Below are 16,489 nucleotides of genomic sequence, written 5' to 3'. Positions count from 1 at the left end.
GCGGGGAGGGTCGCAGCCAGTTCGTCACCAATAGTCATGGCAGCCTCGATCAGGTTGGAAGCTGGGGCGGACCGAGAATGCGCCAGGCGCCGCAGATGGGAGCAGAAGTTCCCACTCGGTATCCGTGATGGCCCACGGGTCACTGGACGATTCCCAGCGGTCAGTCACCGAGCCGTCGTCGATAGACTCGGTGCGCGAGGTTCTGCCAGGTGTCGGATTCTGAATGCGCCGAACTGCAGCCGATGCCTCAACACTGGCAACCTCATCCCCGATCGGCTCGCCTGCCGACACTTGCGCGGCGAGGTCGAACCCTGCGCGCCGGAAGCCAGCCCGGATCGCGGCCTCGATGTCAGAGAGCCAGGCGTTGACCTGGTCGATTTCGAGAGGGTCGGTGATGGGGCGACCGAGCCGTGCCGCGACTTGTTCAATGGTTGCGTAGGTCATTGGTCGCCCCATCTCCCTTACTTGTGTGCCGTGCGCTTGGGTGCTGGCTTGTCGCCGTTGATCAGGTCAGGGTTGGTGATCTGATCGGCGGCCCAGTCGGGAATCTCGTCACCAGCGCGCAGGCCGACAGCCTCGCCGGTGAGGGGATTCTGCACGATGGTCGCCGCCTTGACGGTGGCCATCACAGAACCTTCGCGACGAACGACAGGTCCGCGTTCGCGAGGACCGGCAGGGCAATCGCGTCGGAGATAACCTCGGCGATCATCGGCGGCTTCTCGTTCTTGTAGACACCAGCCACCACGCCAGGCTGCTCACCGTCCTCGATGGCGTAGTCGACGTCCTGCGAGGTGAGGGTCTGGCCCCAGAAAGTAGCGCCGAGTTCCGTCTCTTCCCAGGCGTCAGTCTCCACCGGCGAGGGGAGCAGGAACACGCGGTCATCCGGGGTGAACCGACCCGCCGAGCCCTTGCGGTCGTAGGTGACGATCTCCGGCAGGCCGTGGCCTGCGATGATCGCTGCGACCTCGGATTCGGTTGCCGGACGTGCGCCACCGTTGACCAACTGAGTCTGGAACTGAGTCCCAGCGGCCAGGGCGCGAAGGGCGCGCTTCGACATGAGGATCACCCCCGGCGCGACACCGTTATCGGTCTCGTAGGTGTCGCTCCACGTCTGCAACTGCGACAGCCGGTCGGTGCCCGCGACGGACCACAGCGCGGGCGCTGTGATGTCGTGCAGGGCGTTGCGGCCAAAGTCGTCACCGTCCGGGGACAGTTCTGCGATGGTCGCCTTGCCGGTGGTGAGCACAGTTCCTCGCAGGCGCTCAACGCGGTCTGCGACAGCCGCGACCACACGGTCGGTGGTAGCGAGGATGCTACGCAACACCGCGTCGTCGGCCGCGTTCCGGTTGCGCAGTTGCGCGTACTCCGTCACGGGGATGTTCTGTCCGACTGCGGGCAGTTCGAGGATGACGCGCTTGCCGCTCGGCGCCTTGCCGATGGTCGGCTCGGCGTCGTAGGCGCGGTACTTTGCCTCGGGTACGAGGCCGGCCTGCCCGGCGACGAAGCGCACGATGATGTCGGCAACCTCGCGGTTGGGGAGCCATCGGGCGAGAGTGCCCTTACGCGCCTCGATGTTTGCAAGAGACTCGCGGGCATACCCGGTCAGAGTTGCCGGGTCAATGAGGTCAGTCCACAATGCCATGGTCTAGCCCTCCTTTCAGACGAAAACGATCGTCGTGGCGGCGCGCTTGGCAGCGGCAGCGGGGGCGACGAAAGCGGTGGGCAGGTTGGCGACGACCACGCGGCCGTGATCGAACAGCGGGACGGCGAAGTCGTTGGTCCCAATGACCGGCTGATCGGTGAGCACGAAGCCCGCGAGGACTCCGGCGCCCGTGGTCGTGCCCTCGGTGGCGTCGTAAGGGACGAGGCCAGTGCCGGTCTTGGCGACCGGGGTGCCGGACGGGATGTAGCCGTTCGGGTAGTGGGTCGCGGGGGTGAAAGCGGAGATGTCGAGCGTCTCGGTGCGCGCGTTGGCAATGCCATGCGCCGACCCGAGCCAGGACTGGTCTCCACCGCCGAAAGTCTCAGTACGGAGACGAGGCATAGTGATCCCTCCTAAGGGTCATTTCTTCTTGGATGGGTGCCGATCCGCGAAGAGATCGCGTCCAGCAGAGACGCCCGTCGCGGACGCTGTTGAGCCGCCACCCTGAGAAGGGTCCGGCTTTGGTCCGGTAGGCCTCGCGCCCACCAAAGTCTTGAGATTGTCGGCGTCGGACTCGAGTTCTTCCTTGGTCGAGCCGACAAGCCGTGATGCGAGCTTGAGGTCGATGCCCTTCTCGGCGGCGACCTCATACTGAAGTGCCTTGAGCGACGAGGCGGCAGCACTGTCCTGCGCGGCCTTGAGTGCGTCGGCAGCCTTCTGCTCGGCGGTCTTGCCGGCGTCCTCGATCTGCTTGCGCAGGTCTGCGGCTTCCTTCTCGGCCTTCGACGCGCGTTCACGTTCGGCTTGCAGAGCCTTGAGGCCAGGCTCGCCGAGCGGCTTCTCGCCCTCCGGCTTTGCGGCGGGCTCGGCAGGTTTCGGAGCCGAGTCGTCAGCCTTTCCGCCCGCAGGCTCGGCAGGCTCCTCGATGAAGCGCAGGTGCGGGTTGTTGAAGAATTTGCGGTGCATGATTCCCTCTCGAATCGTTCGATGCCACGTCGCATGGCGGTGGGGTGGTGCTAACCAGCAAGGCGCAATGGAAGTAATCTCGTTCGCCAGTCGATTAGCAAGCGGTCTCGCTTTGAGGTGTTACACGGGAGGCAGGCTGGGAGCACATTGCCTATCGAGTGACGACCCCCGCGGGATATTGGGACAACGTGATCAACGGTGAGCGGCTTCGTTTCGCCGCAATATGCGCACTTGCTGTCATATCTACGGACAAGTCGATTCCAGTCGCGTTCCGTTACACCAGCAGGGGCGGCGCCTGCAATCAAGTTCTTGCGCCTTTTTTGACGCAACTCGGCGCGACGATGTGGATTATCACGGTCCGCACGTCTGTTGATGCATTTCCTAGAGCAAAATCGACGGGTTGATCGCTGTGCTTCGATTGGCGCGCCGCATTCTTCACACTTACGATCAGCTAGCCGATCGCGAGTCTTCTGAATGCGGGAATCTCTCGTGGCGTCGCGCCATGCGCGGTGCTTGGCCGCGCGATCCTCCTTGTTACACGACTGCCAATTAGCGACATTGGTGCATCTTTGACTGCAATAGATCTTTGTCACCTTCGCGCGAGGTGCGATCTTAAATCCGCATTGCGCACACTCTCGTTCCGGCAACGTCTCCAGCACCTGGTCTAGAACACCCGCACGTGTCGCGCGCAAGTAGTGAGCATTGCAAATTCTTAAACGTGCTTGCGGTCGAACGCATCCATCAAGCAAGCAAGCATCCGCGCTCGGCATCAATTCACCCACCCGTACAATCGCAAGAGTCTCTTGGCGTCCGCTCGGTTCTCGGCGATCTGGAAGATCGATTCAGGCATCAAGCGCGGTGCGCGGGTGCGGAAGTAGCGACCCGCGCGCTCATCGAGTTCCTTCTGCGCGTACCCGGCGCGAGACATGGCCTTGTAGGCGAGTCCGCGGCGCGTTGTGCCCTCGGTGGTGTATTTCACGGTGCGGCCGTAAACCTGGGCTGAGCGAACGCCGCCAGATTTTCGGTAGGCGTTGATCAGTTGGTTCGTGTCGGCGCCGAGATCCCACGCTTCAGCGTTGGCTTTAGAGCCGAGCGCGCGGATGAGGTCCCGCTCACTGAGCGTTGACAGGTAGGTCTCGGGGTTGACGAGCAGGTCGTCGGCGATCGATTCGTCTGCCGGAATGTTGCGGCAATCGCAGCCATTATGCCTTTCGAACGCCTGCTGGTTGCGAAACTTTTTGCCAGCCAGGATGATGCAGCGACCGCATGAGGGCGGCTGTAGCATCCGCACGAACATCACATTCTGGCGAGCAAGCGCGGTGACCTTCTCGGCACTACGTCCCGTGTCGGACAGCAGTGTCCCGGTTGCGGTCGAGAGCCATTTGCCGGCTGACGACAGCGCTTCGGCAGTGGTTGCGCCGCCTTTGACCGCAGTCTTGGCGTGAATCACCGAGCCGTAGGCGAGTGATTCGGTTGGCAGGCCATCGCCCGCAGTTCCGATCAGCGCGGACGGGGCTAGTTCCCACTCTGCCGAGCGATTCAGAGCGCGCGGTGCCGTTGCGGCCAAGATCTCGGGAGTGGCCTCGATCGATCCGTTGACAATCCGGCGTTGTGACGAGTCGAGCACGGACAAGAGTTCGGGCTCGATTGCCGCATATGAGGCATCAAAGTCGTCGCCCATCCGCCGCCAGATGCGATTCACGGCACTGATGGCGGCGCCGATCTCGGTGCGCTGGTCGCGGCCGTACTGCCTAGCCGCCGCTGGGAGGGTTTGCAGGCTCATTGGCCTTATCCTTGGCGGCGATGGTGGCTAGGTAGGGGTCGATGTTTTCTCTATCGAGTCGTTCGCGCTCTCGCTTCTGGCGATCCTGATCCCAGCCGAGCTCATCCCAGTAGCCCTCAACACTCAACACTCCAGCGGCGCGGCGCTTCGACAGAGCGTCCTCGCGCTGAGAGACGGTTGGCGTGCCAGGGTCGTGCCACTCCACGACAACTCGATTGCCCGAGACTTTATCGCCAGTCGCAAACCGGTAGGCCATCGCTGCGACCCAGCCGAGCGTGACGCCAACCTCGTCGTTCTGCATCTCGATTGACCGATTCATCGGCGACTCGTCTGCGTACACAGCACCCTCGGCGGGAGGGTTGACGGTTGTCATGCCGAAATAGCGCGCGGGGAAGCCCGTGACGATCGAGGCTTGGCGGCCATAAAGGGTCATCGCGGTCTCGAAGTTCTTCAGATCGGCCGCGGTGAGCTGGCCCACCTTCGCGTCGGACTTTTGCAGCGTGTGAATCGCGTCGAAGTAGGCCTCGAACTGCGGGATGAGATTGCCTTTTTCGTCCTGGAAGTCCTCGCGCCCGACGCCTGTCATCCACATGCGCGGAATTCCGTGAGCCTCCTGCGCGAACTGCATGTTCGTGAGGGAGCGCGCGCCGGCATCCTGCAAAGGGATGATGTCTGTGAGTTGCGATTCACCTTCCCACGACCCAGCCAGACGCCGGTTCAGGTGCATGAACACGGGCACGTCGCCGAGACCGTGTTCGTCACGGTCGATCTCTTCCCACTTACCGCCCTTGCCCCGTTCGGTCCAGATAGTCACGTTGGGCAGGTAGAGCACGGCGTTGGTGGCGCTGGACGCCTGACGCTGAGCACTTCCGGCCGGCTTGGGGTTCTTGATGAAGAACCGACAAGCACTCGATACGACTTCGCGTCGAGCATCCACGATCGCATCCATCTGGCGGGGTGACTCGGCGCGCAAGAGGGGCAGTTTCGGATCGGATTCGTTCGCGCCAACCGACATGAACGCCCGCCCGTAGATAAGCCGGTCGAGGTTGAACATGCGAATCTGCGCCGCCGCGTTGGACGCCCGCAAAATCGCACGCAGAGTGTCATCCGCGCCTTCGATGCCAGGCAGCGAGATGTAGTTCACCTGCTGGCGAGAATTGATCGTGTCAGCAACAGTGCGAGCCCAGTTCGCGATGACGAGGAACTTGCGCATCGCTGGGGGGATCGCCATTCCGAGCTGCTCAACGCGCTGACGGCCACGGTAATACCGCAGCATGAGTTCGTCGTTCCGGGAGGCCTTCGTGAGCCGCGCCCTGTGAAGGCCGATGAGGTCGATTTCCTCCGTTGAGAGCGCCATGAAGCCTCCTAGCGGGGGAGTCGGAAGTAGTTTTCTTTGGGTTCGGCACTCCAGCCATCGAGGATCGCGTCACGACGTGCGGTCAGCGCAATCGCGTCGCCAACAACGGAGTCAATCTTGCGTGGGGAGTTCGGGTTCTCTTTGCGGACGAGCATCATTCCGCCGCGAGGAGCCTTGAAGATGTTGCCGTAGTGCTCGGCGGCAATCGGGTCGGCGTCGTGCCAGATCTCGCCGGTCGTCAGCCCTGTGTGAAGCAGGTCGAGCGCCTCGGACATTGGCTTGTAGCGTGACGTGGCGAACTGCACAACGCGATCGCCGAACTCTTCGGCCAGTGTGTCGATGTCGGATCGCCACTCGTGAGGGTCGTAATAGCCGCGAATGACGTCGAAGTCTTTGTGCGCCTGGCGTATGGTCTCAAGAACTTCACCGCGCGGAACCTGCCAGCCTTCGCCGGCAGGACCTTCGGGCTTCTCCCACACGCCGATCTTGAACAGGAAGCCGTCTGACATGCGGCACCCGCGAACGACTGTCGAGTCGTTATTGAGGGATCCGTCGAAGCCAATCGCGATGGCCGTTCCGCGCGCCACTACCTCCGCGCGCGTCTGCCGCTCGTGAATTCGCTTGGCGATCCACGCATCGGCGCCCGACATCGGCCGGTTCAGATAGTAGCGCGCCGCTTCGGCCTCGTCGCGGCACACAGTGGGGTCGAGCATGTCTTGGTAGACGCGCTCTGGCTCCATCCAGCCTGTGTCGGGGTCCATTGCGGCGCCGTACACGTCACGCAGTTGCTTGAGCGTGCGGTCGCGATCCTTGATGTCGATCTTGCCGCGCGCTTCACGGTGGTTAACGTAGGTGGACGGGTCGAGCGTCCCCTTGCGCCACGCGGTGAGTTTCTGCTCAGCGATCGACTCTTCGCCAGGACGGTATGCCGTCGTCGTCTGGAGCGCCCACGGATCGGCGAGTTTCCGCTTGCCGAGGTTGCGCATGACCGTCGCGTACATCGACCGCAGTTCTGGCAGGACGTACAGGTGGCTCTCGTCGGGGACGACGAACGTTTCCTTGCCGCCATCCTTCGACGCTGAGCCCGACGTGGAGGCTCGAACCTCGCCTCCGCCGGGAATGTAGACAGCCGATGCTGACTGGTACTTACGCACGCCGGATGTGCCGCCGAAAATCTCGGGATGCTCATCTGGGCCCCATTCGCCGAGCACAAACGCGGCGTTCTCGAACGTATTGCCAGCCTGTGACTCCTCGGTTGCTAGGCACTTGATGAGCGGCGAGCGGACCGGCTTACCTACAGGCTGCCCGTTCGCATCCCAGCCATCGAAACGGACTGGCCCGAGTGCTTCGGCAACGACAACCATGCCTGCGATCTCCGACTTCGCCCGGCCCTTCGGACGGGAGAAGATGGCCTCCCGGAAGATGCGCCGGCCAGTGTTCGGATTGATCCGGTAGCAGTCGATGATGAACTCGCGAATCTCGTCGTCATAGTCGAGCGGCTCACCTTGGACATCGCCCGGGCCGTGACAGCAGAAGGCGTGAATCCAATCCAAAACCTCGTAGCCGAGTGAGCAAACATGACCGTCGAACAGCGGAACAAACCCCACTGTCACGCACCCGCCTTAGCCGCCCTTGCCCGCTCGAGAGATGACACCTTACCGCCGGGAATACTGGGCTTTTGCGCTCCCCGCGGGCCGCGGCGCTGCGGCTTCTTCCCGGTCGCCTCGTCTGGAAGTCGGAGCGCCGCTATCAGTTGCTTCATGAGATTGGCTGTTGTGTTGGCCTCGCGAAGGGCGGAGTTGATGACCAGCGTTGGATCGCCGGCATCAGGCAGGTCGACGTGGCACCAGGTTTCGACATCGCCGCGCAGCAGTGCATCGAGTTTGTCGAGGCGGTCCTTCGCGCGGCAGGCCTCCAACAGGGTGACTTCTTGCGCGACATCGAGATCGTGTACCTCGGTGATTCGATTCCAGAGGTCGGCCCCTCCACGAGAGAGGCCTTCGGGCGTCGTGGACATTCGGAGACCTCCTCGCTTCATGCCTCAGGTGATATTGCCGGTCGCGGTCGTAATAAAACTCAGGGGTCTGGACTGCGAGGCACCTCCCCGGCGGCCACGCTACTTATAGGTGGCGGGGGCCATCCCCCGGGGTGGATGGCAGCTCATGGCGCCGCATGTCGGGAGTGCTGCTTATCCTGTCCTGCTTGGCGGAATTGCAACGCAAGCAGGCTGTCTGAACATTCCGCATCGAGTGCTCGCCGCCCATGGATAACGGAATGATGTGGTCCACGGTTGCCGACTGTGGGTCGAACGGCGTTGGCTCGTTAACTCTTTCACCGCAAATCTGACAGCGATGACCATCACGGCTAAACACGTCATCCCGCGCAACTGGTTCAATCACCACAGCGCCTAGTCGCCGTGCTCGAACCATTGCGTCAGATGTCCAGTTGTAAGATCCACCGCCACCTGACGCGCCCGAGAGGCTTGACCGGCACCCCAATGAACAGACATGACGTCGATTGCTCGCTGTTCCTCGAACAACTACCGCACCGCACACGACGCATGGCGTGGGGCGAGCCGCGTGCCTGCTTGGCTGGTACTTGCGGTTGTAGTGCGTTGAACATAGCCCGCGTGCGCGGTGCTTCTTCTCGCAACCTTCAACGCTGCAATGTTTCATGTCTTGCCTCCAGGTATGCGAAAGGCCCGCCACCTGGAGATAGCGGGCCTTTCTTGCTCTGGGGATCAGCCAGAGCCGTCTTTAGTTATGCGCCGATCGACCAGCCGCAGACCGATTGCACCAAGGATGCTCAGGGCCCCGGATGGCTGTCCGGTCATCGCTGTGCCCCAAATCGAACGTGCCGCCCGCTTCGATGCGACCACCGCATCGCCAGCACTTTGCGCGGCCTGCATCGACCTCTCGCTTAGCCTCGCGGCGTGCTCGCTGATACGCAGCGTCATATCCGCGCTCAGCCTTGGTTCCTCGCCTGCGTTCGAACTCGCGAGCGCATGACTCGCATCGTCGTCGCGTACGCTCGATCAGCGCAGGGCAGTCGGAGCACACTCGCTTAGCCGCCATCCCCAAACCTCCCAGCCTCACGCAGGTCTGCCGTTGCAACGAGGGGAGCGCCGTCATGAACTCGTCAGTCAGCCTTTGCGCGCATGAAGATGTATAGCGTGACGGGCGCGCGTTGACGCAGGCTGGGAGTGGGGAAGTGGTTTGGCGGTCATCGAGTCGTCACTCTCGCGCCAAGTTCGTCAGGGTGGATTCGAACCACCGTCTCGGATAATCACCGCGCACTAGGCCGCTGTGCTACTGACGACACCAAGGTGGTCAACCTCGGCGCTCCGGGAGAGGGTGTCTGACCAGACTGCCATCCCGCGAGTGTGTGCGCGTAGTACGAATGCGCGCCCCTCGTTACCACATCGAGCGCCAGTCCCGGAGGACGGCGCTCAGCAATAGATGGATGCGGGAGCAAGATCCCTAGCCATCTGGCCTCCGGAGTTCCGGACCTCGCTTGCGGACCAATTGCCGCCCCCTGGGCGGACTGCGCTTCCCGGAGCGGATCGACTGAACGGTTGAGGTGGCAGCACCTCGCGCTATCCGGGCAATCACAAAAGCCCCGGCCGGGTTACGGTCGAGGCTTGGTTTTGGGTGCACTAAAGGGACCCAACTGTCGTCAACTATATCACCAGGTCATCGCGAGTGCGCCATCTCGCGGGAATGGCGTGGCGCACCAGGTCGTCCAGGCAACCCTCCTCGGCGAACCAGGATCGCGATCACGCCCAGTGGCTCACGGTCACGGTCCTTGAATAGGGAATCCCGGCGCTTCCAGTTGTGCCAGGTTGTGCGATCCACATCTGGCCACACCCGCTTAGCCTGCTCGATAGTCACGAGCGCCTCAGGTGCCCGCTCAGGCAGGCCAGCGAGCCCTTGCCGCACCAATGTCTGCAGCGCCTCCTCGGTCGGCCATTGCGCCCCGCATCCGGTGCATCGGACCTCATCGCGCAGCCCGTCCGGATATGCCCGGCCGCGTTGGTCGCACCGATCACGCACGACCTTGCCGTCGCACCACACGCACTGTGCGGCGACCTTCTCAGGAGCCAGCCCGACGATGCGCAGCAAGGATGCCCGGACCCTGCGCATGTCAGTCTGGTACGCCTCGAATCCGGACTCGCGCGGGTTGTGGACAGCCCATGTCAGCCAGCGCTTGAGATCCACAAGCGCCCCCTCGGCCGATGGCGTCATGAAGTCCGACCAGCGCGCATGCCAGGCGAGCCACTCGCCCTCAGCATCCTCGAAGTCCATCGATTCCCCGCCGGCGGACTTTGCCCGCACGAGCTTGGGCGCCATCGGGGACGCTTCCCGATTCCGGTCTCGCTCGTCCCACTGGTTCCGCAGTCGCTCAACGTCGTCGAGCAAGGTCTCCTCGCGCCGCAGGCACTTCTCGCAGATCCACAGGGTAGATCCGCTGGGCTCGGAGCAAACGTGGCAGATGTCCGAGAACTCGCCACATTCACAACCCCACGTCTCAGAATCGGCTCGTGCGGCGGGGTTCTCGATCCACTCGTGAGCGTGTGTCATTCACCCTCCTGGGCATAAAAAGACCCGCCGGAGCGGGTGGGATCGTTCGGGCATGTTCGGTTGTGCGTACCAGGGTCGAGCATGAGCCCGGCCCTCGCCCCGCGTTTGAGTCCGCAGAGGATGGCGCGGAGTGTCTTGACGCTCATCGCTCCCTCCGCTTCCGCTTGGCATTCACTGACGCCCGAGCCACCAACTTGAACGGGATCGCAGGTTCACCACCGCAGCCATACGAGACTGTGGCGATGATGAGCGCGAGGATTAGGCGGGTCATTGCGTCTCCCTGTTCGCCAGTTCCAACAGCACGTCCGCGTGGCACGGCTGGTCGAGCGGGCACCAGCAGGCGAGATCCTTGCCTGCGAGTTCGGCGACATCCAGCCGCCAAGCCCATGCTTTGAATCGACGGACCGCAGTGGCGACAGCATCGCCCTTCGAGAGGAGCCGCTCGGCACTAGCCTCATGGTCAGCCTTGCAAATCCAGCGACCGAGTTTCGGGTCGCGCCACACTCGCCACGGGTTTCCCCACTTGCTCGGACGCGCCACGATCACCGCATCCGGGTTGTCCGCACGCCACGGGTGCTTTCGCGTCATCTGGATTCGTTTAGGCATCTCATTCCCCGTCCTGTAGTGCCAGTGGCATTTGGCCGGCCGCCTCTGCCGCCTTGCGATGGTTGGCCGCTCGCGACTCCGCATGGTGCTCGCGGTCATAGTGCAAGTGGCATCCCTGGCACATTGCTCGCAGGTTGTCGTCGGAACAGTTTTCCGGCGTGTGGTCGAGATGAGCAACTGTTAATACGACGCGCGAGTGGGTTCCGTAAGCAACCCCTAAATGCACATTCGGGCACCGGCCATCATGCGTACCCCGCCCGCATTCGCCTTCGCATTCACAGCGATGATCGGCGCGCTCGAATCGAATCCGGCGCGATATTTCCTTCCAGTCGGCGGGGTAGCGCCCGCGATTTTCGGGTCGGATCGGCATCACCGCTCACCGTCCTTCCATGCCGACCAAGCCATGTCTGCCCGCTCCTCAGCGATCGCGTCCGGGTCGTGCTCGATGCACAGCCCGCCCTCGAGCGCTTCGTTCTCGCACTGGTCGCCAGGGTCGTCCCACGATCGGCCGATGATCTTCTGGCAACGTTCGGGCTCTTCGTCGTCCATGTCACGCTCCTTAGGGCATGAAAAAAGCCGCGGTCAGCGGCTTGTGGTTGATTTCCGGCAATCAGCCGGTTTTGGTTGATTGGCACGTCCCGTTTTTCTTGCGTCCACATCGAGGGCGGGTTGCGGTCACTGTGGTCACACTCGCTCCTCATCTATCACGCACACATGCACGGTTTCTTGCAGTGCCCGTACTGTTTCGACCTGCCGCCTCAGTCGCTCAATCTCGTCGGCCGCCGCGCGGAAAACCGCAGCGTGTCCGCCCGTGTAGGCGACACTGCGCGCGAGGCTCCTCAAGTGCTGTGGCAGGTTCTCGGTGGCCTTGATCGTTCGCGTGCTCACGACCCCACCGCTTCCGTGATCGCGCGGACTGTTGGGCAGGGGTAGGTTTCGTAGCCTCCGGTACCGTCCTCGCAGATGGGGCAAACGAGAACGTCGTGAGTTAATGCATGCTTGAGGTCGCCAACCATGTCGCCGTACCTCGTCGCCTTATGCAACTCCAGCACCGCATCCACAGCGGCGAGAAGTCGGGGAATATCCTCGCGGGCGTGGGCGATGAACTCGGCGTTGGCGGGCAGCAGGTAACTGCACACCTCGGTACCGTCTGCTGCATCAACGGCGTCGGCATCCAACGGGGCTCCCGAGTCGGCGTGGAATGCCCACGGCCCCCCGGTCGCGGCCTGCTCCCGCGCTCGGATTTCGTCAAGGCGGCCAACCGCCGACCCAGCAGAATCCGATTTAAGGCCCCCTTGTTCGTCCGACCCGCCGGATGCCCGCTCAGCCCCTCCCGTCGCGTTCTCGGGGCGGTTCTGTGGCAGATCGGGGCGGTCCTGGTGGCAGTCGCAGTCGCAGGCGGTCAACTCATCCGCGATCTCGTTCCATGCGTCGCCCGTGCAGGCGGCGTGCTTTCCTTGTGCGCAGTCTGGGTTCACGGTTTCCTCCAAAGTCTCGGATCAGGGTTGCGGATCACGCGCCGCTTGGTGACAAATTTGCCCTTGCGGTGGTGAATGATTTTGCGCGGGCCGTCGAACTGGATCTCGCTGAATTCCAGGAAGTTCCGACTGGCGAACGGCGGCGGATCGATAGCAACGGCATTCGGGTTGACGCCCGCGAGTTCAAGGGCTCGCAGAACACGCTTCCGGTCTGGCGATTCCGGAGATTCGACAGCCAGCATCCTCGCGCGCCGCTTCGGCCTCGCCTTGGCCTCGAGTGTGCCGAGGCGGATTTTGGTGGTGAGTGTGACATGCTCGATCGCCTTCATTGCCTCTGCGAACTTGCTCACGGCGGCAGTGACGCTGACGTGAGCGAGGAGTTCGGCGCGGCTCATGCGCTTTCCTCTACCTTCACGCCGTAGTCCTTGGCGACCGCGAGTAGCCGTTGCTCGCGGTCGGATGCGGCAGTGAGTGCGTGACGCGCATCGAAACTCCTGCCTTGCGCAGCCTCAGCCTCGGCGTGCGCAAGGCTAAGCGCGTCGTCGGCCATGCGAGATTCTGCAATGGCCTCCTTGTGTCTGGCGACCGCGAGTGCATATTCGGCCTTGAGTGCTTTCTTGAAGTTCACGTTTTCCTCCTTCATGCAGAAACCCCGCTCCGGTCGGAACGGGGTCGGGTTGATTCCGGTCTAGGTGCCGGTGGTGGTAGTTCGCGGGGTTGGGATTCCCGCGCGATTTGCTCGGCCCTGCATTCTCGGCAGGGGAGCGTGTAGAGCTCGTGATCGGGCTCGGTGCAGAATCGGCGCTCACGGGGCAGGGTCGCGGTGGGCCAGTAGCGATCCCATCCGATGGCGGCGGGCGTCTTGGCTTGCGGGTCGCGAACGGCCCTGAGGGTGGCGTCCGTGAGTTGGTGGACATCGCCTCGCAGCCGGTTGTCCGAGAGTGCCTTGAGGATGCCGGGTTGATCCCAGTCGGCCCGCAGCGATGCCGCGAATGCGGCGAGCGGTCGGGCTTGGTCGGCGGAGATTTGATTCATCATCACCCTCCTCGCGCGTTACGTAACGTAAGGATGAGTTAGCAAAGTAGATGGGTACTTACCCAAGCCACTACGTGTCTTGAGGTAAGTACGTAACGTAGTTATCTTTCCTTTCACCTTCCTCTCACCTTCTCCTTCGGGTGCCCGTCGTGCGCCCGCTGTGCACCCGTCGTGCGGACCCTCTTGTCAGCGTCCGAAAATACCGTTTCAGGATCGTCTGCACACCGTGCACACAGCGTGAGGTATCGCAGGTCGATTCGTTGATGTACCGGGAGTTTTGGCACCTTGAGCCACCCGTCAGTGCGCTCGATTTGTCCGGTTGCGGCGATCTCATCGAGCAGTGCGTTGATGTCGCAGTTATCGAGCGGCAGGAGCCTGATTTTGAGTTCCACGGCGTCATCCTCCACGTGGCCGTTGTCGCATGCGTGATTCCACAATCCGATGAACAACAGTCGGGCCAGCGGACTGAGTCGGACGAACTTTGAATCGGTCCAAATCTCAGGTTTGATCCCGCGCATTTTAGTCAACACGCACCTCCCTTCCCGGCTTCATGAACGCGATCCAATGGGTCTTACTCGCCTTGCCCGACTTGTGCCCATAGAGCGGCTTCTGATCGGTTAGGGCGAGCACGTCACCGATGGGTATCTGATGTTCGTTCCACTTGAAGATGAGCGTTCCGTGCGGCTTCAACACCCGAAAACACTCGGCGAATCCTGCGCGCAGGTCGTCCTTCCACGAAGGGGCGAGTGAGCCGTATTTCTGTGCCGTGTACGAGTTCTTGCCGAGCCGGTTGAAGTGCGGCGGGTCAAACACGACGTGATAGAACGCGTCGTCAGTGAACGGCAACTCTCGGAAGTCGATCAGCAGGTCGGGGGAGATGACGGCAGTCCTCCCGTCGCAGAGTTCGATGGACTCGGAGCGAATGTCAGCAAAGACGGTGCGGTCGTCAAGTGGGTCGAACCACATCATTCGAGGACCGCATGCTGTGTCGAGGATCGGCGGCAGGGGCACCTCACTCCTCCTTCCTGCATCGCAAACAAAGCCCTGCATTGATAAACGCCGACGCGCGCCCACATGTGGTGCAGTGGACGCGCGCCGATGGATGCTCGGTGCCGCAATCGCAGGGGAGGATCGCGACGCCGGTTTGGGTGGTTTTCATTCGGTAGCCTCGGGTTGATGCCCAAAAAGCTGCTGATGATTCCGCCGGCCGCCTGACGTGGGGTCGAACGGTTGGCCGCAGTGTTTGCAGGTCATGGTCTTTCCCCGTTCAGTAGGCTCACGAAATCCGCGAGCGTCATGGTCACCAACTGATCGCCGGGGGAAGCCTTGCCGTGCCGTTTGTGCACGACTAGGCCAGCCCCGGCATCGTCGTTCCCGCGCTCAATCTCGGCCTCGGTGATCCATGTGCCGAGGCTGAGGCGCGTGGTGTTCTTGCACTCGATGACAACTCGCTGGCCCATGTGACGTAGCCCGCCGACGTCGCTGCGATCCTTGGCGCCGGTCTTGACGCGCCGGTCGATGCGATCGTCGACATGCTCGGCGAGATAGTCCGCGACCAGTCGTTCGAAGCTGGAGCCCGCCTTCTTCGCGCTTGCTCGGTTGCGGGTCACTCCACCCACCTCTCAATCGGCTCGACGGCCATCCCCAGCGCGTGTGCGATGTGGACTTCGAGCACCGCACCACGCGACTCTTGCCAGCCGGGGAGGGTTGCAACGCCGTCACAGCCCACGAGCGCCGCAATATCGGTGCGCATGAACTCGTGCCACTCGGTCGAGCCGAAGTGATCGAGTTCATGTGGATTGACGACACTCGCGCCAACCGTCCGCAAGCGTCGTGCCGCCTCTCGGAATGCACTGACGTTCAGGTCGGGATAGCCCGTCATGGGGCCGCTGACATAGACGCGGGTCAACACGGAGCCTCAGTCACGCGCGGTCGGACGGCTTCCGTGTGCGCGGCCTTGAGTGCGTCTGCCCAAGATTCATGCTCGGTGAAACTCGGCTTGGCCCGAGGGTGGCGAGCCGCATACCAGACATCGCGCGACCTACTCTTGACGACGATTGGCCTGCGGTTTGCGTTGCCCCTGAACTGTGCGTAGAGCGGGCTAGAAGGGGGCAGAATCGTCAGCATATGCTCGAACATCACTCACACCTCCCTTCGCCACGCTCGATCCCCACGGGTCGTTGTTGGTGGACGGTGGGGTGGGGTGAGATTGCGCGTTTCTTGGCGCGTCGATCTTCACGGTGTCCACGCGAATATCGAGACTGGTTTTCGTTTGCCCATCTTTCTCGTATTCCCTGGGACGCAAAACGCCGGTGACAGTAACCGGTGCGCCTTTCACTGCGATATTCGCATTGGCTATCACCTCGGCCATTTGCCCCCAGAGTGAGGCGCGATACCAGGTGACATCGCCGTCGTCCTCCCACTTGCCGGCCTCGCGGTTCTTGCGTCGCGGCTGGTCAGGCACGGCAAGTTCAAGCACCGGATGGCCGTTCGGCGTGAATCTCAGCTCAGCCGTTCGCCCCAGATTCCCTGAGACTGTGATTGTGTTTGTCATGCATCCTCCAATGCAAAGTCCGGCACATCGTCATAATGGCCGGGGAGATAGTGAATTCGGGTCAGCCCATTTCCGAGGCCGATTCCGGGCAATAAAAGACCCCGCGCGAATCGTCCGTGCGGGGTTTGAAGGTCGAGCAGTAGGCGCTTTTTGGGCATCGATTTCATGGCGATTCCCTCGCGTCTATGAGCATTGCCAGCGCCTCATCGCGTGACCGTGCGACGCGGTATACGTCACGGCGCATGTCGGCCGTGATGCCTGCGCGGATGCCGGCAGTGTTGTCGATGATCCCGCGCTTACTCCGCTCGGTCTCGACGGCCTCGGTCAGGCACTCGCGCTGGAACGGGCACTCACGACAGATCGCCACAGCAGCCTTGATGATCGGCGGCTGCTTTGTCCGGCCCACGTCCTCGGGATAGAACGTGTCGGGGTTCTCGCGGCAGGGCGCCGATTCTTGCCAGGGGATCGACTTGTCGATGCGGGGATCG

At 62.5% G+C, this 16,489-nt stretch carries 24 protein-coding genes and 1 tRNA gene; all 25 read right to left on the bottom strand.

Features of this window, described 5'->3' with window-relative positions:
• Positions 1 to 24: 24 nt before the first annotated feature.
• Complete coding sequence (locus FB461_RS11890) at positions 25 to 444, bottom strand: Gp19/Gp15/Gp42 family protein (RefSeq protein WP_170222756.1); 420 nt, start codon at positions 442 to 444, stop codon at positions 25 to 27.
• Between the two features lie 17 nt (positions 445 to 461).
• Positions 462 to 626: a hypothetical protein gene (locus FB461_RS12100; RefSeq protein ID WP_170222755.1), complete on the bottom strand. Its 165-nt coding sequence runs from the start codon at positions 624 to 626 to the stop codon at positions 462 to 464.
• Positions 626 to 1,642: a major capsid protein gene (locus FB461_RS11885; RefSeq protein ID WP_142122402.1), complete on the bottom strand. Its 1,017-nt coding sequence runs from the start codon at positions 1,640 to 1,642 to the stop codon at positions 626 to 628. The genes FB461_RS12100 and FB461_RS11885 overlap by 1 nt, the downstream gene beginning before the upstream one ends.
• Before the next feature lie 15 nt (positions 1,643 to 1,657).
• Positions 1,658 to 2,044 carry a potassium transporter gene (locus FB461_RS11880; RefSeq protein WP_142122400.1) on the bottom strand — a complete coding sequence of 129 codons (387 nt, stop codon included), beginning with the start codon at positions 2,042 to 2,044 and terminating at the stop codon, positions 1,658 to 1,660.
• Between the two features lie 18 nt (positions 2,045 to 2,062).
• The gene (locus tag FB461_RS11875) at positions 2,063 to 2,608 is read right to left on the bottom strand and encodes a hypothetical protein (RefSeq protein WP_142122398.1); all 546 of its coding nucleotides are present in this window, start codon (positions 2,606 to 2,608) and stop codon (positions 2,063 to 2,065) included.
• Between the two features lie 50 nt (positions 2,609 to 2,658).
• Positions 2,659 to 3,378: an HNH endonuclease gene (locus tag FB461_RS11870; RefSeq protein WP_142122410.1), complete on the bottom strand. Its 720-nt coding sequence runs from the start codon at positions 3,376 to 3,378 to the stop codon at positions 2,659 to 2,661.
• Entirely contained in the window at positions 3,378 to 4,391 is a 1,014-nt protein-coding gene (locus FB461_RS11865) for a hypothetical protein (protein WP_142122396.1), read from the bottom strand. Before FB461_RS11865 ends, FB461_RS11870 begins: the two co-directional genes overlap by 1 nt.
• On the bottom strand, positions 4,360 to 5,748 hold the full coding sequence (locus FB461_RS11860) for a phage portal protein (protein WP_142122394.1): 1,389 nt from the start codon (positions 5,746 to 5,748) through the stop codon (positions 4,360 to 4,362). Before FB461_RS11860 ends, FB461_RS11865 begins: the two co-directional genes overlap by 32 nt.
• Before the next feature lie 8 nt (positions 5,749 to 5,756).
• Positions 5,757 to 7,361, bottom strand: a complete 1,605-nt coding sequence (locus FB461_RS11855) for a hypothetical protein (protein WP_211349926.1) — start codon at positions 7,359 to 7,361, stop codon at positions 5,757 to 5,759.
• Complete coding sequence (locus FB461_RS11850) at positions 7,358 to 7,765, bottom strand: hypothetical protein (RefSeq protein ID WP_142122392.1); 408 nt, start codon at positions 7,763 to 7,765, stop codon at positions 7,358 to 7,360. Before FB461_RS11850 ends, FB461_RS11855 begins: the two co-directional genes overlap by 4 nt.
• Before the next feature lie 103 nt (positions 7,766 to 7,868).
• On the bottom strand, positions 7,869 to 8,177 hold the full coding sequence (locus tag FB461_RS12565; RefSeq protein WP_170222754.1) for an HNH endonuclease: 309 nt from the start codon (positions 8,175 to 8,177) through the stop codon (positions 7,869 to 7,871).
• A gap of 820 nt (positions 8,178 to 8,997) precedes the next feature.
• Positions 8,998 to 9,066, bottom strand: a tRNA-Asn gene (locus FB461_RS12090).
• 374 nt (positions 9,067 to 9,440) lie between these two features.
• The gene (locus tag FB461_RS11835; protein ID WP_142122388.1) at positions 9,441 to 10,328 is read right to left on the bottom strand and encodes a hypothetical protein; all 888 of its coding nucleotides are present in this window, start codon (positions 10,326 to 10,328) and stop codon (positions 9,441 to 9,443) included.
• A 267-nt stretch (positions 10,329 to 10,595) separates the two neighbouring features.
• Positions 10,596 to 10,916 (bottom strand): DUF4326 domain-containing protein, encoded by a 321-nt coding sequence (locus FB461_RS11830; protein ID WP_211349924.1) that lies wholly within the window; start codon positions 10,914 to 10,916, stop codon positions 10,596 to 10,598.
• A 387-nt stretch (positions 10,917 to 11,303) separates the two neighbouring features.
• The gene (locus FB461_RS11820; protein WP_142122382.1) at positions 11,304 to 11,483 is read right to left on the bottom strand and encodes a hypothetical protein; all 180 of its coding nucleotides are present in this window, start codon (positions 11,481 to 11,483) and stop codon (positions 11,304 to 11,306) included.
• A 335-nt stretch (positions 11,484 to 11,818) separates the two neighbouring features.
• On the bottom strand, positions 11,819 to 12,412 hold the full coding sequence (locus FB461_RS11815) for a hypothetical protein (protein ID WP_142122380.1): 594 nt from the start codon (positions 12,410 to 12,412) through the stop codon (positions 11,819 to 11,821).
• On the bottom strand, positions 12,409 to 12,741 hold the full coding sequence (locus FB461_RS11810) for a hypothetical protein (RefSeq protein WP_142122378.1): 333 nt from the start codon (positions 12,739 to 12,741) through the stop codon (positions 12,409 to 12,411). The genes FB461_RS11815 and FB461_RS11810 overlap by 4 nt, the downstream gene beginning before the upstream one ends.
• 62 nt (positions 12,742 to 12,803) lie before the next feature.
• The gene (locus tag FB461_RS11805; protein WP_142122377.1) at positions 12,804 to 13,040 is read right to left on the bottom strand and encodes a hypothetical protein; all 237 of its coding nucleotides are present in this window, start codon (positions 13,038 to 13,040) and stop codon (positions 12,804 to 12,806) included.
• An 11-nt stretch (positions 13,041 to 13,051) separates the two neighbouring features.
• Positions 13,052 to 13,450, bottom strand: coding sequence for a hypothetical protein (locus FB461_RS11800; RefSeq protein ID WP_142122375.1), 399 nt, complete (start codon positions 13,448 to 13,450; stop codon positions 13,052 to 13,054).
• Between the two features lie 110 nt (positions 13,451 to 13,560).
• Positions 13,561 to 13,854, bottom strand: a complete 294-nt coding sequence (locus FB461_RS11795) for a hypothetical protein (RefSeq protein ID WP_142122373.1) — start codon at positions 13,852 to 13,854, stop codon at positions 13,561 to 13,563.
• A 112-nt stretch (positions 13,855 to 13,966) separates the two neighbouring features.
• Positions 13,967 to 14,458 (bottom strand): class I SAM-dependent methyltransferase, encoded by a 492-nt coding sequence (locus tag FB461_RS11790; RefSeq protein ID WP_246046249.1) that lies wholly within the window; start codon positions 14,456 to 14,458, stop codon positions 13,967 to 13,969.
• Positions 14,459 to 14,697: 239 nt separating this feature from the next.
• Positions 14,698 to 15,057 carry a hypothetical protein gene (locus FB461_RS11785; protein ID WP_142122369.1) on the bottom strand — a complete coding sequence of 120 codons (360 nt, stop codon included), beginning with the start codon at positions 15,055 to 15,057 and terminating at the stop codon, positions 14,698 to 14,700.
• The gene (locus FB461_RS11780; protein WP_142122367.1) at positions 15,054 to 15,356 is read right to left on the bottom strand and encodes a DUF4406 domain-containing protein; all 303 of its coding nucleotides are present in this window, start codon (positions 15,354 to 15,356) and stop codon (positions 15,054 to 15,056) included. Before FB461_RS11780 ends, FB461_RS11785 begins: the two co-directional genes overlap by 4 nt.
• Before the next feature lie 192 nt (positions 15,357 to 15,548).
• Complete coding sequence (locus FB461_RS11775; protein WP_142122365.1) at positions 15,549 to 16,001, bottom strand: single-stranded DNA-binding protein; 453 nt, start codon at positions 15,999 to 16,001, stop codon at positions 15,549 to 15,551.
• Positions 16,002 to 16,164: 163 nt separating this feature from the next.
• The coding region (locus FB461_RS11770; RefSeq protein WP_142122363.1) for a WhiB family transcriptional regulator at positions 16,165 to 16,489 on the bottom strand (325 nt) is incomplete at its 5' end.

Origin of the sequence: Rarobacter faecitabidus (assembly GCF_006716265.1) — a bacterium.
GTDB classification, from domain to species: Bacteria; Actinomycetota; Actinomycetes; order Actinomycetales; family Cellulomonadaceae; genus Rarobacter; species Rarobacter faecitabidus.
This window is presented reverse-complemented; position numbering and strand designations above follow the sequence as displayed.

Excerpts from the sequence above, each read along its gene's own strand:
- FB461_RS11890 (WP_170222756.1), bottom strand. The coding sequence starts at position 444 with ATGACCTACGCAACCATTGAACAAGTCGCGGCACGGCTCGGTCGCCCC.
- FB461_RS12100 (WP_170222755.1), bottom strand. The coding sequence starts at position 626 with ATGGCCACCGTCAAGGCGGCGACCATCGTGCAGAATCCCCTCACCGGC.
- FB461_RS11885 (WP_142122402.1), bottom strand. The coding sequence starts at position 1,642 with ATGGCATTGTGGACTGACCTCATTGACCCGGCAACTCTGACCGGGTAT.
- FB461_RS11880 (WP_142122400.1), bottom strand. The coding sequence starts at position 2,044 with ATGCCTCGTCTCCGTACTGAGACTTTCGGCGGTGGAGACCAGTCCTGG.
- FB461_RS11875 (WP_142122398.1), bottom strand. The coding sequence starts at position 2,608 with ATGCACCGCAAATTCTTCAACAACCCGCACCTGCGCTTCATCGAGGAG.
- FB461_RS11870 (WP_142122410.1), bottom strand. The coding sequence starts at position 3,378 with ATGCCGAGCGCGGATGCTTGCTTGCTTGATGGATGCGTTCGACCGCAA.
- FB461_RS11865 (WP_142122396.1), bottom strand. The coding sequence starts at position 4,391 with ATGAGCCTGCAAACCCTCCCAGCGGCGGCTAGGCAGTACGGCCGCGAC.
- FB461_RS11860 (WP_142122394.1), bottom strand. The coding sequence starts at position 5,748 with ATGGCGCTCTCAACGGAGGAAATCGACCTCATCGGCCTTCACAGGGCG.
- FB461_RS11850 (WP_142122392.1), bottom strand. The coding sequence starts at position 7,765 with ATGTCCACGACGCCCGAAGGCCTCTCTCGTGGAGGGGCCGACCTCTGG.
- FB461_RS12565 (WP_170222754.1), bottom strand. The coding sequence starts at position 8,177 with ATGGTTCGAGCACGGCGACTAGGCGCTGTGGTGATTGAACCAGTTGCG.
- FB461_RS11835 (WP_142122388.1), bottom strand. The coding sequence starts at position 10,328 with ATGACACACGCTCACGAGTGGATCGAGAACCCCGCCGCACGAGCCGAT.
- FB461_RS11830 (WP_211349924.1), bottom strand. The coding sequence starts at position 10,916 with ATGACGCGAAAGCACCCGTGGCGTGCGGACAACCCGGATGCGGTGATC.
- FB461_RS11820 (WP_142122382.1), bottom strand. The coding sequence starts at position 11,483 with ATGGACGACGAAGAGCCCGAACGTTGCCAGAAGATCATCGGCCGATCG.
- FB461_RS11810 (WP_142122378.1), bottom strand. The coding sequence starts at position 12,741 with ATGAAGGCGATCGAGCATGTCACACTCACCACCAAAATCCGCCTCGGC.
- FB461_RS11800 (WP_142122375.1), bottom strand. The coding sequence starts at position 13,450 with ATGATGAATCAAATCTCCGCCGACCAAGCCCGACCGCTCGCCGCATTC.
- FB461_RS11775 (WP_142122365.1), bottom strand. The coding sequence starts at position 16,001 with ATGACAAACACAATCACAGTCTCAGGGAATCTGGGGCGAACGGCTGAG.